The organism is Propionispora vibrioides (genome assembly GCF_900110485.1).
Classification (GTDB): domain Bacteria; phylum Bacillota; class Negativicutes; order Propionisporales; family Propionisporaceae; genus Propionispora; species Propionispora vibrioides.
Window position 1 is genome coordinate 1 of sequence record NZ_FODY01000021.1, and the last position, 15,666, is coordinate 15,666.

Consider the following 15,666-nt stretch of genomic DNA (forward strand, 5'->3'; position numbering starts at 1 on the left):
TTAGTCAATTGTATCATGGGCATTTTCAAGCCGATTGATTGGCTGGTGAAGCAGGAGCACCTAAATTCCATCCTGCAAAACTTATTATACGAGGGGGAAAGCGTATGAGAAAATTAGGAGTATCTGTTTATCCAAGCCAGGCCCGGCTGGAAGATAACCTGGCTTATCTGGAGCAGGCTGCCCGCTATGGCTACCAGCGTATTTTTACCTGCCTGATTTCCGAGGAAGACAAGCCTCTGGAAACGGTGATCGACGAGTTTAAACGGCTTACCGCTGTGGCCAAGCGCTGCGGCATGGAGATCATCGGCGATGTGGAGCCGGCGGTGTTTAAGAAGTTCGGGGTGTCTTTCGACAATTTGCGTTTCTTTAAAGACCTGGGACTGGACGGAATCCGGCTGGATTTGGGTTTTGGCGGCATGGAAGAGTCGGTCATGAGCTTCAACCCGTACGGGTTGAAAATCGAGCTGAATGCCAGCAATGGCACAAAGTATGTGGACAATATTTTGTCCCACCGGCCTAATAAGGAGAATATTCTGGGCTGCCATAACTTTTATCCCCATATCTATACCGGTCTGGGCTATGAACATTTCATCCGGTGCAGCCGGCAGTTCAAAGACCTGGGTATCCGGACAGCCGCCTTTGTCAACGCACCGGGGGCACAGCATGGACCCTGGCCGGTGACCGAGGGCTTGTGCACGCTGGAGGAACACCGCAGCCTGCCGTTGACCGTGCAGGCCAAGCATTTATTTGCCACCAATCTGATTGACGATGTCATCATTGCCAATGCCTTTGCCACGGAAAGCGAGCTGGCGGAACTCAGCCGGATCGACAAATATATGCCCGAGTTCGCCATTACCTTCATCGACGGAATATCCGAGCTGGAGAAGAAAATCGTTCTGGAGGAAATCCATTTCAACCGGGGCGATGTATCGGACTATGTTATCCGGTCCACCCAATCGCGGGTAAAATATAAAGGCCATGATTTTCCGCCGTTTCATACGCCTGATATCAAACCGGGTGACGTGCTTATTGAATCCTCACTGTATCAACGGTATGCCGGTGAATTGCAAATTGCCCGCCGGCCGATGAAGAACGGCGGCAAAACCAATGTGGTCGCCCGGATCGTGCCGGAGGAATGGTTCCTGCTCGACTATCTGGAGCCTTGGATGAAGTTTAAGTTCAGTGAAGTCAAATAGCTGGCACAAACAGGTAAACCCGGCAGCAAGAGTTTTGCTGCCGGGTTTCTATTTTGAGCTGCTGTTGTGTGCAGGAAAATCAGTTGGATTGTGTGATGAAATAAAAACTGTGCAGTGAAAATTACACACTGACGAGCTCTTCTTTTCAGAAAAAATAGAGCTTGCGTTGCCGAAAGGCAGATAAATAGCGGCCTGGCGGGATTTTCAATAATTTTTTTAAACGGGCATGCGTTGGTATGAGTCTTGCATTTATATATGATTGCAATACAAAGTACAAGCAGAGAAAACGGACTAAGGAAACATGGTAACTTACGAAAGGCTTTCTCTTGCCGGCACTTTGTAGCGCGACTATATGATATTGAGGAGAGAGAGCATGCGAGTAAACAAAAAGTTAGTGCTAAGCCTGATTGCCGCCGGTATCTTGACGACCGGCACCGCCCTGGCTAATCCCTTCGACGATGTACCGAAAGGACACTGGGCTTATGACGCCGTGCAGAAGCTGGCCGATGCCGGTATTGCCGACGGGTACAATGACAACACCTTCCGTGGTGACCGGCCTATGACCCGGTACGAAATGGCTCAGGTGGTCGGCCGGGCTATTTCTCACGAAAAAATGGCCAACCAGGAGCAGAAAGCGTTGATTGACAAACTATCAGCCGAATATAGCGAGGAATTAAATAGTCTGGGCATTCGCGTAAACAATCTGGAAAAACAGACGGCCGGTGTAAAAGACCTGAAAATCAGCCATTGGTTCCAGACGGAAAATACCTATGGCAATACTACGGCCAAAGCCAACGATTCCATGCATGAATACGAGCTGGAATACCGGATGACTTTTGAAAAGCAGATCAGTGACAAATTGTCTATCTTGCACCAATTGGAAACCAAAACCTACTGGGATGATTTCAGCGCCCAAAACAATAACAACTTTGGCCGGGCCTATAACAACGGCAACCAGGAGAGTGTCTTCACCCGTCTGGCTTATGTGACCTATAAGCCGGATACCAAGAACACCCTGAACTTCGGTAAAGAGGCCGTCTGGCTGGCCGGTGGCTTCCTGGGCGATGACTACCTGCGGGCCGTTGACTACACGACCAAGCTGGACGATAAAACCAGTCTGCAGATGATCCATGGCCGGTATGAAACCAATGCCAACTGGCCGGGCTTGCAGGCGACAGTGGATGCCGGCGGCAATGTCAATTTCAGTCGCAGCACCCAGGATACCCAGATCAATTATGTCGGGATCAACTCCAAACTGGGTACGGTGGATGTAGGAGCTCATTACCTGACGGGTAATCACGCGCTGGCCAGCAATAAAGAAACTAAAATCCTTGCGGTAACAGCCGGCGCCAATTTGGGCGACAGCGGCGTCAACCTGTCGGGCGGTTTCGGCCGGAACAGCGAAGCCGATAAAGACAACGAAATGTATAAACTGCAGCTCTACAAAAAGCTGAATAAGACCGATGTATTCCTGCAATACTGGAAACAGGAAGCCAATATTGATCTGCCGATCGAAAATGGCAACCATACCACCTTCTGGGGCGATGAATACAATAACTTCGGTCATAAGGGCTATCGCCTGATTCTCGGTCATCCGGTAAGCACCAATTGCTATGCCGAAGCCTGGTACGGCGATTATAAAAACCTGAAAAGCGATGAGAAAGGGCAAAAATTCGGCTGGGATCTGACGTTTAGCTATTAAGCCCAGAGGTCTGGGATTCTCCGGCCTGTCAGCTACAAGCAAGTACACTCCATGGCAATTATCTCATACTGGAACCCCATACATGGCTAAAGGAAATGCGGCTGTCCCGTGACGGGCAGCCGCATTTCTTTTTGGTAATAATTATTTATTGACAATTAACTATGGCAAGAATATAATATAGAAGTTGGTGTTACACAATACCTGCGGGAGTGGCGGAATTGGCAGACGCACCAGACTTAGGATCTGGCGGGTGACCGTGGGGGTTCAAGTCCCTTCTCCCGCACCATATTTGCCGGAGTGACGTAATTGGCAGACGTAGCAGACTCAAAATCTGCCGGGGGCAACTCCGTGTCGGTTCGAGTCCGACCTCCGGCACCAACTTCAAAAGATGAGACTCATAGCTGCGGCTGTGGGTTTTTTGTTTTCTTCCAGTCAGGTTCATTAATCGGCTCCCTGGATTTTCCCGTGCTGATTTGACAAACAGGGACCCCGGAAGGGGACAAGTTGTGCTATAATACAGATATAAACTATCAAGCAAGGAGGGGAGCCATCGATGAAACGGGCAACCTTTATCCGCATTCTGACTGGGATTAAGCTGGTATCCAATAATGTCAGTGTTGTTGAAAATTTTAATAATAAAGCACTTATCACCATTCGGGTTCCTGAGGTTGTTGGTGAATCTCCCAAGCAAATCCGGTCGTTTCAAAAGCTTATTTCCCATTGTTCCTACTATAATATCCGTCCCGATGGCGATGAACTGACGCTTACGCTTGAGTTTCAATGGGAATAGTACTGTTTGCGTGCCGAAAAGAGCCTACGGGCTCTTTTTTATTTTGGGAGACGCAAGCGGCCTTGGGGAACTGAAAAATGCTAGGTAAGCACTGATTAATTCACGCTGTGCGTCCTGACGGAGCTTTTTCCGCCTGGCTGTGTCAGCAAAACCTTGCAATAGGGGCCGCTATTCCTGCGGTTTTTCTTCCTTGCCAGACGAAAAAATCTCTCGCCAGCCCGACAGGTTCATTTAATCAGTGCTTACCTAGGGAAATTTTGCCGGAGAATGGGAAAAAATAGTTGACATTATATGGCAAAATGACTATAATAAGACATGTTTTTGTTGTAAATGTGGAAGGAAGAGGAACGAAAGCTATGTTAGCCGAAGAAATTGAAAGAATGCGTCGAAAATTGGTCAAACTGGGGATGGAGAAAGGGTTGCAGCATCCGGAGGTTCTGGCGGAAAGCCGGAATTTGGATGTTTTAATCGTTAAATTTCTGGTACGGACCGTGGCAGCGACGAACTGACCGGTTCGTGTGAGGCCTTCATAGTGGTAAGACCACAGTTATCTTAGTGGAAAAATAATTAGCAGTACTTGACGATATGATACGGGAAGCAGTAGCTGAAAAAGTGTAAGCAGCCGGGATAAGCCTATACATAAAAACAAGCGCTCTGGGCGCTTGTTTTTATGTATAGGCTTATGTTATTCGTCAATGATTTCGGAGAAGTAAATGACGGTGACGATATCTTCCAGGCTGATGGATTTTTGATATACTTTTTCAAAGAAGACCGCCAGCTCGTCAACGGTTTCAATTTCCGGATTTTGATGATCTAGGTCATGGGTGGTCAGTTCGGAGAATTTTTTGGTCAGCACCCGGTCAATAATGGCGGTATATAATTTGCGTTTGGATTGAAAAGGCTTGCCTACAGTAATCCAGACAACCGAATTTTCCAAATATACGTCACTCACATCGCCCAGGCGGACAGTACAGTTCTTTTTGCGTTCCAGCAACAGCTTTTTGTGATTAGGTGACTGAAAGTTAAGTGCATACATAAACTTTGCTCCTTTTAAGTAGAATTGAAAAATTTCCATAAACTACAACTTTATTATATGATATTTCCCCCGGTTTATCAAAGGGAAATGCGGCAACGGGGAAAAATAAGCTGGACACCGCAGGAGGAGCATGCTACTATTTAATCAAATGATTAAATAGTAGCATGCTTGATTGACGTATAGTTAGGAGGTGCTGAGATGATCAACCGTAAATTTCTTGCCGGTTTGCTTTGCTTTGCGCTGCTTGCCGGAGCGGCAGGCTATAAGCTGATGCGACAGACGGAAAAGGGCATCACGGCTACCGGAACGATTGAGGTCACCCGGGCGGATATTACTCCTAAGGTAGGCGGCTATCTTACCGAGCTATTGTTAGAGGCCGGTGATTCGGTGGAAAACGGCAAGGTAGTGGCCCGCATCTCCCGGTCCGATCTGGAAGCCCAGCTTTTACGGGATGAGGCGGCGCTGACCAAAGCCCAAGTACAGCTTCAGGATTTGGTGAAGGGGTCCCGGGAGCAGGAGAAAACCGCGTCGACAGCCGATATGGCTGCCGCCCAGTCGGTATTTGACAAGGCGAAGCATGATCTGGAACGCTATACCGTTCTCTACCACCAGGGTGCTATTGCCGCCCAGCAATTGGAGAGCATCCGTTCCGCTTATGACGTGGCCTACAATTCGCTGGTGGCGGCCCAGGCCAAGAGCAGCCTGACCGAGGAAGGCAACCGGCCGGACGAAATCCAGGCGCAGCAGGAAGAGGTCAAACGGTGTCAGGCCATTGTCGACGCCAGCCGGTCAGCGGTAGCCGACACAGTGATCACCAGTCCGTTAACGGGGCTGGTGTTAACCAAGAACTTTGAACAGGGCGAGTATGTTAACGCAGGAGCACCCATTGCGACAGTGGGGGATATGAACGACTGCTGGGTCAAAGTATATGTTCCTTCGGCCCAGTTGGCGCTGATTGCCGTGGGGCAGGCGGCCGAGGTCAAAGTGGACGCCTTTCCCGACCGGGTGTTTGCGGGCACCATCAAGGAGATCAGCAGCAATGCTGAATTTAATCCCCGCCAAAGCATCACACAGCGGGAGCGGGCCAATCTGGTTTTTGCCGTCAAGGTCAAAGTGGATAACGCCGAGGGCATTTTAAAGCCGGGGCTGCCGGCAGATGTGATCATCCCATGATCAGGTTGGAGGCGGTCGGCAAGGTGTTCGGGGGCCGGCAAGCTGTCGATGCGATTTCTCTTGCGGTACAGCCCGGCGAGATTTTCGGGCTGGTCGGTCCCGACGGGGCCGGCAAGACGACGACCATCCGGATGATGACAGGAGTGATGACACCGTCGGCGGGACGCATTACCGTATTGGGCGAACAGGATATGGAACGGGTAAAAGCTCATATCGGTTATGTGCCGCAGCGGTTCAGCCTGTACGGCGATCTGACGGTAATGGAGAATATCCGGCTGATGGGCGCTTTATACGGTTCCTCCGGCCGGGAAATCGAGCTATTGGCAAATGACATCCTGGCCATGACCCAGTTGCTGCCGTTTAAGGAGCGGCTGGCAGCCAACCTGTCGGGCGGCATGAAGCAAAAGCTGGCACTGGCTGCCGGGTTGATGCACCAGCCTAAGCTGCTGTTTCTTGATGAGCCGACCACCGGCGTTGATCCGGTGTCGCGCCGGGAGTTTTGGCAAGTGCTGTACCGGCTGAACCAGACAGGAACGACGGTGTTTGTGTCAACGCCATACATGGATGAAGCCGAGCTTTGCAGCCGGATTGCCTTTATGCATAACGGTTCGCTGACGGCGGTGGGTACGCCGCAGCAGTTAAAGGAACAGTATCCGTACCGAATCATAGAACTGGAGACAAACAGTAAAGCCCTAAAAAGACAGTTGGCAGGTGTGGCTATTCGCGATATTAATTCGTTTGGCGACAAATATCACATTGTGGTGGATGAATATGAGACAGTCGCTGCGGCCATTAAGCAGGTGCTGGACTCTGCCGGCATTCCGATTCTGGCGATGCGGGAAGTAAAGCCGGTCCTGGAGGACGTCTTTGTTTCCTTAGCCGGTGAGGGGGGCTCATGATGTATGCCGTAACAACACACGGATTAACCAAGCGGTTTGGCGATTTTACTGCAGTGCGGGATTTGAATTTACAGATTGAAAAAGGCAGTATTTACGGTTTTCTGGGTCCCAACGGTTCGGGAAAGTCAACAACCATTAAAATGCTATGCGGTATTTTAGAGCCTTCAGCCGGTTATGGGGAAATTCTGGGAATTGACCTTAGAAAAAATCGCGATGCGGTTAAGAGCCAGTTGGGCTACATGTCACAAAAATTCAGCTTGTATGATGACCTCGCTGTAGAGGAAAATCTGCAATTTTATGCTGGGCTGTATAGTTTGTCCACGGGCGAACGGAAGAAGCGTATAGAGGAAATGCTGGACATGGCCGGGCTCACCGGACGCAGACAGGATCTGACAGCCAGTTTGTCCGGCGGCTGGAAACAGCGTCTGGCCTTAGGGTGTGCCATACTGCACAAGCCTTCCCTGCTGTTTCTGGATGAACCTACCGGCGGGGTTGATCCCCGTTCCCGGCGCCTGTTCTGGGATATTATTTATCAGCTTGCTGCAGAGGGTACCACCATTATGGTTACAACCCATTTTATGGATGAGGCGGAACATTGTGACCGGATTGGTTTTATCTTCGAAGGAGATCTGATTGCCGATGACAGTCCGGGAAATTTAAAGGGCGCTTTGCCCGGACGGCTGTTGGAAATTCCCACCGATGATCCGATTGCGCTGGTGCAGCAAATGGCAAAGGACAATGTACCCTGCCTGGACCGCTATCCCTATGGTTTAACGGTACATGTGCTGGTCACGCCGGAGGACCTGATACGGTATGAGTCTTTTGCTTACCGTATCATTAACCCTTCGTTGGAGGATGTATTTGTCTATTATGTTCAGTCCCGGCGAAAGGAGGGGGCACGATGAAACGCCTCTGGGCTATTTTGCTGAAAGAATTTATTCAAATGCGGCGTGACCGGCTCACCTTTGCTATGATGGTCGGGCTGCCGGTCATTCAGCTGCTGGTGTTTGGCTTTGCCATCAACACGGATGTCAAGCATCTGCCAACCATTGTGTTTGATCAGTCCCACCGTCAGGAGGGGCGCGATTTGCTGGCGTCGTTTACGGCCAGTGATTATTTTGACATCAAATATGTGGCGGACAGTTTCCAGGATGTGAACGATACGATTGAGGCCGGCAAGGCCAAGGTGGGGATTGTCCTGCCGCCGGATTTCAGTGAAAATGCCAAGCATGGCCGCAGCGCCGCCGTACAGGTGATTGTCGACGCTTCCGACTCGATGGCCGCTTCGTCGGCGATCAGCACGGCGCAGATGATCGGCCAGCTTAAATCGCAGGAGATTTTGCTGCGCAAAATGGCGAATAACGGCATTACCGGAATGGAACAGCCCTATGATATCCGGATTAGACCCTGGTACAATCCCGATTTTGTTTCCGCTTTTTATATGGTGCCGGGGATTTTGGGCATTATCCTGACGATGACCATGGTGATGATTACGTCAATGGCGATTGTCCGGGAACGGGAGCAGGGGACACTGGAACAGCTTATTGTCACGCCGATGAAATCCTATGAGCTGATGCTGGGGAAAATAATCCCTTATGTATTTGTCGGCTATGTGCAGGCGACACTGGCCCTGTTGGTGGGCATCCTGGTCTTCGACCTGCCGCTGCGGGGCAGCATTGGCCTCTTATATGCCCTGACGACGCTCTTTATCATTGCCTCCCTGGCGTTGGGCGTGCTGATTTCCACGATGGCCAGAACGCAGATGCAGGCCATGCAGATGTCTTTTTTCATTTTTTTGCCCAGCGTTTTGTTGTCGGGCTTTATGTTTCCCCGCGAGGCCATGCCGACCTTGTTTTACTGCCTGGGTGAAGTGATTCCCCTGACTTTCTATCTGGAAATCATGCGTGGTATCGTGCTGAAGGGGATTGGCCTCTCCTTCCTCTGGAGCCAGACCTTGGCGCTCATTACTTTTATTGGCCTGGCGTTGACGGCGAGCATCATCAAGTTCCAGAAGAAGCTGGGTTGATTACAAAAAAATCCCTGTTCGCAGCCTGTTGATTCAAGCTGCGGACAGGGATTTTTGCGGGTTGAATATTGGCAGAGCCGGCGGGCGCAAGATTTGCCGTCAGCCGGCTAAGGGCAGCTAAAGTCCAAAGACCATAGTGCCGAGGACATGATTGCGGGGAATGGGACCGATCACGCGGCTGTCACTGCTGTTGTTGCGATTATCGCCCAGCACGAAGAGCTGGCCGTCGGGAACGGTAATCTGCTTGTCGGCCACATTGCGCATGGGTTCTTTGATGTAGGGTTCGTCCAGCAGCGCGCCGTTGCGATAAATGTGTCCCTGCTTAAATTCCAGGGTGTCACCGGGCTTGCCGATAACCCGTTTCACCCAGACGGTATGACTGGGCTGTTTGCCTGTTAAAAGATTGACCCAGTTCATTAACGGATCGGTCATATCGTCTTGCCAGTCCCGTTCACGGAGGACGCGGCTGTCGATGGTGACGATATCGCCGTAGTTGGGCAGCTTACCCAGCGTGTGAGAGAGCTTGGACAGAAAGATGCGCTGACCGTCGTGCAGCGTCGGCTCCATGGACTGTCCGACGACCAAAGACGGCTGAAACAGGAATATGTTGATGAATAGGGCGAGGGCTAGTGCGACCAGAATGCTGTACAGCCAGTCGCCGAGTTCAGTTAGTAATTTCATATGGTTCCTCCTAGTTTGTAGGGTAGCTTTCTCCGCGCATGATCAGCCGGCTGCCGGTTCGGGTGTGCCGGCCAGTGAGGTCCGGATGGTTTGCAGGACATCGGTTAGGCCGCCGCCTACCAGATTGGACAAGGCGTCCAGGGTAGACAAGGCTTCAGTGCCGTCCGGGCGGGTGAGTGTTTTGTCAATAATGTAGCTGTGGTCGACGGTGGAATAGGCTTTTAAATCCATCGATATGTCCAGGGGATGGACGGACAGCAGCAGGATATAATTGACATGGCGGGCGTCGCCGTAGGCCGACAGCGATTCGGGACTGGCGTCGGCGGCCGTGGCAATGCCGCAGCGGTCTAAGTCACGCAGCACTTCATTGCCGGACTGCACCTCGCTGCCGAGGAACAGGGCGTTGATTTTAAAGCGGATCACTTCGTTGAGCGCTTTATTCAGCATGTCGATGCCGGGGATATAATGTCCCGAGGTATCGATATACAGGGCTACGGCGGCCAGAGAGTTGCTTTCCGGCGAAGCCGCCAGGCAAGCCGGCGAGGCCAGTAATAGCAGCATCAGCAGCAGGCCGACACAGGCAAATGATTTCAAAGCGAACACCTTCTTTAAGACATTTTTTTGCGTACAGCCATATTATAGCACACGGCAGGCAGCGGGGAAGTGAAAATTTACCGATAATCCGGCAGCCAGCTTTTTCTGCCGCCAAGGAGGAATTTGCCGGAAAGACGGTGTACTTACTCTAAGAAGCCGGGAATTATTGCTGCTTGCACTGATTTCCCGATGAATAAGTAAAGGAGCGCTAACCGGTATGAAAGAAATGCAAAAACGGGTGGACGGTGCTGCCCTGCGGCTGGCGCTGCAGGCGACGCTGCCCGTGTTTTTCGGCTATATTGCCATTGGCATCGCCTTTGGCCTGCTGTTGTATAATGCCGGCTATACCTGGCCGGTGGCCCTGCTGATGAGTGTGGTGATCTACGCCGGGGCGGCCCAGTTTATCGCGGTAGGTTTTTTTATCCAGAACGCCGGGCTGGCCGAAATTGCCACTGTAACCTTTCTGGTTAATTTCCGCCATATGGTCTACGGCCTGTCACTGTTTAATATTTTCCGGGCAACCGGCAAGCTCAGACCATACATGATTTTTTCCCTAACCGATGAAACCTATGCATTGCTGACTGGACTAAAGGAGCCGCAGGGGGTGCGCAAAGATCTGTTCTATTTTTATGTGTCTTTGCTGAATCAGAGTTACTGGGTGCTGGGCAGCGTGCTCGGCGCCGCCGCGGGCAGCCTGATAGCCTTTGACACCACCGGACTGGAGTTTTCCCTGACGGCACTGTTCATCGTGCTTCTCTATGAGCAGTTTACCGGTTACTCCACTAAAATTCCGTTCTGGATCGGCGGTGGCTGTGCCCTGCTGTCCATCATCTTCATTGGTAAGAGCAACATGCTGCTGGCAGCCATTGTCCTGTCGATTGGCTTGCTGCTGGCTTTCCGGGGGAGGATTACGCAAGATGAGTCTAAATAACGTATATGTGGCTATTGCGGTGATTGCCGCGATTACCTTGTTTACCAGGGCGTTTCCTTTTCTGTTTTTTGATCGTAGTCAGCCGCCGGAGCTATTGCTCTTTGTCGGCAAATATATACCGCCGGTTATTATGACCATTCTGGTGTTGTATTGTTTGAAAGATATTCAGTGGGGCAGTGTGCCGCACGGTTTGAATGAGGTGCTGGCCGTGTTGGCCGTTGTGCTGCTGCATGCCTGGAAGCGCAATCCGCTGCTGAGTATTTTCGGTTCCACCGTACTATATATGCTGCTGGTGCAGACACGGATTCTGACGGCCCTGTTTATTTAGAAGCGATAAGCGATGACAGGAAAATAGGCGGGAACTATGGTATAATTATGCATAATAGTCAATGATGACTCCTGGCGGGCCGGGAGTCTGTTTTTTTATTTGTAAATATGAATACTGGCGGTGTTATTTTGGAAAAAGTGATGGAGCAGGGAAACAGTATATTCATTGAAGAGATCATCGAAAAAAAGCAAATTGAAACACAATTTCAGCCGATTTTGTCCGCGAAGAAAAACAAAGTTGCCGGCCTGGAGGCGCTGTCCCGGGGCTATCACGCAGCGGCAGGCTGGATCAGCCCGGTTACGCTATTTTCCCAGGCTGCCGCCGCCGGGCTTAGTCTGGAGCTGGACCGGCTGTGCCGGGCCAAAGCACTGGAGGCCTTTGCCGGTTTACATAGCGAGGAGTTGCTTTTTTTGAACATCGATACCGGCGTGATTGCCGCCGATACGGTCGGGTCGAAGCATTTGCTGGAGGCGGTACAGGAAGCGGGGATCAAGCCGCAGCAAGTGGTTATCGAAATTGTTGAGGCCAAAGCGAGCGATGTGGCTGCTTTGAAACAATTTATCCATAATTATAAAGAGTACGGCTTTACCATCGCCATTGATGACATTGGCAACGGTTATTCCAATCTGGACCGGATTTTGCAGATTAAGCCGGATATTTTGAAAATTGACCGCGGTTTGTGCCGGGATATTGGCAATGATTATTACAAGCAGGAAATATTCACCTCGTTGGTCAGCTTATCCCGGCGCATCGGAGCGCTGGTGGTGGCTGAGGGCGTGGAGACCAAGGAAGAGGTCATGATGAGCTTTGAGCTGGGGGCGGATTTGCTGCAAGGCTATTATTTTGCCAAACCGCAAAAACTAAACGGAGCGGTGACATACGCCAACGGGAGTATTTTCGCGGAGTTTAAAAAAAGCAAGATTGACAAAATACGGCAGGGCGTCAAACGGCAGCGGGTCTGCGAGTCGGTTATGACCTGTATGCTGCAGGTTCTGGAAGGCTGTGCCGCCGAGAATTTCAGCAAAAGGCTGCAGGCCCTGGCCGAACAGTATAACCATATGGAATACCTTTATATTGTCGATGCGGCCGGGGTGCAGGTAACCGACAGCATTTGCAGTTCCCGGCATCCGGCCTGTAAAAATCATTCACTGTTTCAAGTAGCCGGCAAAGGGGCCGATCAGTCGTTAAAGGATTACTATTTGCATATGATGGCCGGCAAGGACTGCTATATCAGCGAACCCTATCTGTCGCTGGCTACAGGCAACGTCTGCATCACCAGTTCGGCGGCCTTTACCGACCGGGAGGGGCGGCGCTTTATCGTCTGTGCCGATTTTGAACCGCGCAGTGATTTTTGAGGGCCTATTTCCGGCTTTGACGCCGCCAGGCAGGTTTGCGTTACTTCGTCGAAAGTCCGAAGCGGCAGCGTGGCAGGGCGGAATTAAAAAAACGGATATAGTGCTCCAACAACTTGAAAGCAGAAATTGCTGACGGACAAAATTTCGTCATCATCTTTCAGTTTCAAAGTTGACGGAGCACCAGTAGCAAAAAAAATGCTATACATACTCCGCCAGATACAGTATAATAGCTTTTGGTTTTCGATCTAATATAGGTAAAGTGAGGGAATATGATGACTGCAAAGTATGATGTAGCCATTATTGGCGGTGGGCCGGCAGGGATTTTTGCGGCCTATGAGTTAAGCAAAATGAAGCCTGGTCTGCAGGTGGTTATGATCGAGGAAGGTCAGGACATCTATACCCGCAAATGCCCGATTGCCGAAAAAAAAGTAGACAACTGTATTCACTGTAAACCCTGTGGCATTATGCGCGGGTTTGGTGGTGCCGGCGCTTTTTCGGACGGAAAATATAATTTTACCACCGAATTTGGCGGCTGGCTGAACGAATACCTGCCTGACCAAAAGGTTCTGGATTTAATTTCCTATGTGGACGATATCAACATGGATTTTGGGGCGCCGGCCGAGGATTTCAGTACGGCGAACAGTTCGATTGGCAAGCAGGCGCTGGCCTTTGACCTACACCTCTTAAATGCCCGGGTTCGTCACCTGGGCACCGAAAACAACCTGCAAATCCTGAAGAAAATATATGAAGTATTAAAGGAACGGATTACTTTTATTTTTAACCGTCATGTAGCCGAGATCAAGCCGGAGGGAGAAGGCCGGGGCTTTTCCATCACGGTGGATAATGCCGAAGATATCCGCTGCGATTATCTGATTGCCGCACCGGGCCGGGCCGGTTCTGAATGGTTTTCCGGACAGTGCAAGAAGCTGAAACTGCCGCTGTTCAACAATCAGGTTGATGTCGGTGTGCGGGTGGAGATTCCGGCGGAAGTGTTCCAGCATATCACCGATGAAGTGTATGAGGCTAAGCTGGTGTACCGCACCAAGCAGTACGGCGATCTGGTGCGTACCTTCTGCATGAATCCCAAAGGCTACGTGGTAGCTGAAAATACCGACGGGATTGTTACGGCCAACGGCCATAGCTACCGTGACGAAAAACTGCACAGCAAAAATACCAATTTTGCCCTGCTGGTCAGCAACCGGTTTACCGAGCCGTTCAACGAGCCTCACCAGTACGGTAAGCGCATTGCGTCGTTCTCCAACATGCTGGGCGGTGGCGTGCTGGTGCAACGGTTTGGCGATTTAGTTAAAGGCCGCCGGACTAACGAGCACCGGCTGGAGCAGAGCTTTACCAAGCCGACGCTAAAAGCAGTTCCCGGCGATTTGAGTCTGGTACTGCCCAAACGTCATCTGGATAATATTATTGAAATGATTTACGCTCTCGACAAGCTGGCGCCGGGTACGGCCAATGACGACACACTGCTTTACGGGGTGGAAGTCAAGTTCTACAGTTCCCGACTGAAATTGACCAGTGAGCTGGAAACGCAAATTACCAATATGTTCGCCATCGGTGACGGTGCCGGTGTCACCCGCGGCCTGTCTCAGGCCAGCGCCAGCGGTGTCCATGCGGCCCGGGCCATTGTCAAACGGCTGCAGGCTTAGGAAACCACTGATTCATTTGCACTGTGCGTCCTGACAGATCTTTTCCCGCCTGGCTGCGTCAGTAAAACCCTTGAAATAGCCCAACTATTTCTGCGGCTTTGCTTTCCTGCCAGACGAGAAAATCTCTCGCCAGGCCGACAGGTTCATTTAATCAGTGGTTACCTAGAACCTGTCAGACGGAGGAGGGGATGACGGTGACTGCTACGATGCGCGGTCGCTTTGCGCCCAGCCCCACCGGCGAAATGCACCTGGGAAACGCCTGGGCGGCTTTGCTAGCCTGGCTGCAGGTGCGTGCTGCCGGCGGGACGATGGTGCTTAGAATGGAAGATTTGGACCCTGACCGTTCGCGGTCCCGCTATGCGGAACTGCTGCAGGAGGACTTGCACTGGCTGGGACTGGACTGGGATGAAGGACCGGCAACGGGGGGAGAATACGGGCCGTATTTTCAGAGCGAGCGGACGGCGCTGTACCAGATGGCCTTTGACCGGTTGACGGCGGCTGATCTAGTGTATCCCTGCTTTTGTACCAGGGCGGAATTGGCAGCTGCCGCGCCGCACGGATCTGACCGGGAGACGCCCTACCCGGGAACCTGCCGGAACCGGCCGGGACTGCCGCCTAACCGCCGTCCGGCGGCGCGGCTCAGGGTGCCGGCCGGTATAGTGGCGTTTACCGATCAACTGCAGGGAGAACATTCTCAGGATGTGGCGGCTGAAATCGGTGATTTTGTCCTGCGGCGGGCTGATGGGACCTTTGCCTATCAACTGGCGGTGGTGGTCGATGATGCCCAGATGCGCATCACCCATGTGCTTCGCGGCGACGACCTGCTGGTTTCCACGCCACGGCAGCTTCTGCTGTACCGTCTGCTGGGCTGGGAGCCGCCGGTGTTTACTCATGTGCCCCTGCTGCTGGGCGAAGACGGTCACCGTCTGTCCAAGCGGCACGGTGACGTTTCTATCCGGTCGCTTCGGCAGCGCGGTGTCCGCCCGGAAACCATCGTGGGCAGTCTGGCCACTGCTGCTGGGCTGTTGAAAGCGTTCCGGCCGCTGCCGGCCAGTGAGTTGATTGCCCGGTTTGATCTAGCTAAAGTGAAAAAACAGCCGGTGATCATAACAGGGGAAAGCTGGCGCCGGCTGCTGAACGGATAAGGTGAATAACAAATAAAAACGTCGGAGCAGCATTGTACGGCGTTGTCTAAAAAGGACGGTTCTTTCCGTTTTGCAACAAACAGGACGAAGGCTTTCGCCGGCGCTAACGCGGTCTGGCAGAAGCCTTCGCTTTTTTTATTTACAAATAA

General features: G+C 51.7%; 16 protein-coding genes and 2 tRNA genes. 15 read left to right on the plus strand and 3 right to left on the minus strand.

Going from position 1 to position 15,666, the window contains the following annotated elements; all coding sequences use genetic code 11:
- The first annotated feature begins 104 nt into the window (after nucleotides 1-104).
- The 6 genes from BMW43_RS15005 to BMW43_RS15030 all read left to right on the plus strand — a co-directional run bounded on the left by BMW43_RS15005 (nucleotide 105) and on the right by BMW43_RS15030 (nucleotide 4,197).
- Nucleotides 105-1,196 carry a DUF871 domain-containing protein gene (locus tag BMW43_RS15005; RefSeq protein WP_091749329.1) on the plus strand — a complete coding sequence of 364 codons (1,092 nt, stop codon included), beginning with the start codon at nucleotides 105-107 and terminating at the stop codon, nucleotides 1,194-1,196.
- A gap of 373 nt (nucleotides 1,197-1,569) precedes the next feature.
- A complete protein-coding gene (locus BMW43_RS15010; RefSeq protein WP_177173616.1) occupies nucleotides 1,570-2,898 on the plus strand; it encodes an S-layer homology domain-containing protein in 1,329 nt (442 codons plus the stop codon).
- 203 nt (nucleotides 2,899-3,101) lie between these two features.
- Nucleotides 3,102-3,184, plus strand: a tRNA-Leu gene (locus tag BMW43_RS15015).
- Between the two features lie 5 nt (nucleotides 3,185-3,189).
- Nucleotides 3,190-3,276 (plus strand) — tRNA-Leu (locus BMW43_RS15020).
- A gap of 175 nt (nucleotides 3,277-3,451) precedes the next feature.
- Nucleotides 3,452-3,688 (plus strand): hypothetical protein, encoded by a 237-nt coding sequence (locus tag BMW43_RS15025; RefSeq protein WP_091749335.1) that lies wholly within the window; start codon nucleotides 3,452-3,454, stop codon nucleotides 3,686-3,688.
- A 356-nt stretch (nucleotides 3,689-4,044) separates the two neighbouring features.
- Nucleotides 4,045-4,197, plus strand: coding sequence for an aspartyl-phosphate phosphatase Spo0E family protein (locus BMW43_RS15030; protein ID WP_143050635.1), 153 nt, complete (start codon nucleotides 4,045-4,047; stop codon nucleotides 4,195-4,197).
- A gap of 176 nt (nucleotides 4,198-4,373) precedes the next feature.
- On the opposite strand, the gene BMW43_RS15035 is transcribed toward BMW43_RS15030, so the two are convergent.
- Nucleotides 4,374-4,724: an ASCH domain-containing protein gene (locus tag BMW43_RS15035; RefSeq protein ID WP_091749341.1), complete on the minus strand. Its 351-nt coding sequence runs from the start codon at nucleotides 4,722-4,724 to the stop codon at nucleotides 4,374-4,376.
- A 198-nt stretch (nucleotides 4,725-4,922) separates the two neighbouring features.
- Here BMW43_RS15035 and BMW43_RS15040 point away from each other — a divergent pair, with 198 nt between their 5' ends.
- The 4 genes from BMW43_RS15040 to BMW43_RS15055 are packed head-to-tail and all read left to right on the plus strand — an operon-like array spanning nucleotide 4,923 to nucleotide 8,822.
- Nucleotides 4,923-5,897 carry an HlyD family secretion protein gene (locus BMW43_RS15040; protein WP_245732509.1) on the plus strand — a complete coding sequence of 325 codons (975 nt, stop codon included), beginning with the start codon at nucleotides 4,923-4,925 and terminating at the stop codon, nucleotides 5,895-5,897.
- A complete protein-coding gene (locus BMW43_RS15045) occupies nucleotides 5,894-6,796 on the plus strand; it encodes an ABC transporter ATP-binding protein (protein ID WP_091749344.1) in 903 nt (300 codons plus the stop codon). Before BMW43_RS15040 ends, BMW43_RS15045 begins: the two co-directional genes overlap by 4 nt.
- Nucleotides 6,793-7,701, plus strand: coding sequence for an ABC transporter ATP-binding protein (locus BMW43_RS15050; RefSeq protein ID WP_245732511.1), 909 nt, complete (start codon nucleotides 6,793-6,795; stop codon nucleotides 7,699-7,701). Before BMW43_RS15045 ends, BMW43_RS15050 begins: the two co-directional genes overlap by 4 nt.
- Nucleotides 7,698-8,822 carry an ABC transporter permease gene (locus BMW43_RS15055; RefSeq protein ID WP_091749350.1) on the plus strand — a complete coding sequence of 375 codons (1,125 nt, stop codon included), beginning with the start codon at nucleotides 7,698-7,700 and terminating at the stop codon, nucleotides 8,820-8,822. The genes BMW43_RS15050 and BMW43_RS15055 overlap by 4 nt, the downstream gene beginning before the upstream one ends.
- 117 nt (nucleotides 8,823-8,939) lie before the next feature.
- Here BMW43_RS15055 and lepB read toward each other — a convergent pair whose 3' ends face one another.
- Both lepB and BMW43_RS15065 read right to left on the minus strand, forming a co-directional pair.
- Nucleotides 8,940-9,503, minus strand: coding sequence for a signal peptidase I (gene lepB, locus BMW43_RS15060; protein WP_091749353.1), 564 nt, complete (start codon nucleotides 9,501-9,503; stop codon nucleotides 8,940-8,942).
- A gap of 42 nt (nucleotides 9,504-9,545) precedes the next feature.
- The gene (locus BMW43_RS15065; RefSeq protein WP_245732513.1) at nucleotides 9,546-10,097 is read right to left on the minus strand and encodes a hypothetical protein; all 552 of its coding nucleotides are present in this window, start codon (nucleotides 10,095-10,097) and stop codon (nucleotides 9,546-9,548) included.
- Between the two features lie 217 nt (nucleotides 10,098-10,314).
- Between BMW43_RS15065 and BMW43_RS15070 the strand changes: the two genes are divergently transcribed.
- The 5 genes from BMW43_RS15070 (at nucleotide 10,315) to gluQRS (ending at nucleotide 15,517) form a co-directional block, all read left to right on the plus strand.
- The gene (locus tag BMW43_RS15070; RefSeq protein WP_218140700.1) at nucleotides 10,315-11,028 is read left to right on the plus strand and encodes an AzlC family ABC transporter permease; all 714 of its coding nucleotides are present in this window, start codon (nucleotides 10,315-10,317) and stop codon (nucleotides 11,026-11,028) included.
- Entirely contained in the window at nucleotides 11,015-11,356 is a 342-nt protein-coding gene (locus BMW43_RS15075) for a branched-chain amino acid transporter permease (RefSeq protein ID WP_091749357.1), read from the plus strand. The genes BMW43_RS15070 and BMW43_RS15075 overlap by 14 nt, the downstream gene beginning before the upstream one ends.
- Before the next feature lie 137 nt (nucleotides 11,357-11,493).
- On the plus strand, nucleotides 11,494-12,711 hold the full coding sequence (locus tag BMW43_RS15080) for an EAL domain-containing protein (protein ID WP_245732518.1): 1,218 nt from the start codon (nucleotides 11,494-11,496) through the stop codon (nucleotides 12,709-12,711).
- 272 nt (nucleotides 12,712-12,983) lie between these two features.
- On the plus strand, nucleotides 12,984-14,372 hold the full coding sequence (locus tag BMW43_RS15085) for an NAD(P)/FAD-dependent oxidoreductase (RefSeq protein ID WP_091749363.1): 1,389 nt from the start codon (nucleotides 12,984-12,986) through the stop codon (nucleotides 14,370-14,372).
- 194 nt (nucleotides 14,373-14,566) lie between these two features.
- On the plus strand, nucleotides 14,567-15,517 hold the full coding sequence (gluQRS, locus tag BMW43_RS15090; RefSeq protein ID WP_245732515.1) for a tRNA glutamyl-Q(34) synthetase GluQRS: 951 nt from the start codon (nucleotides 14,567-14,569) through the stop codon (nucleotides 15,515-15,517).
- The last annotated feature ends 149 nt before the right edge of the window (nucleotides 15,518-15,666 follow it).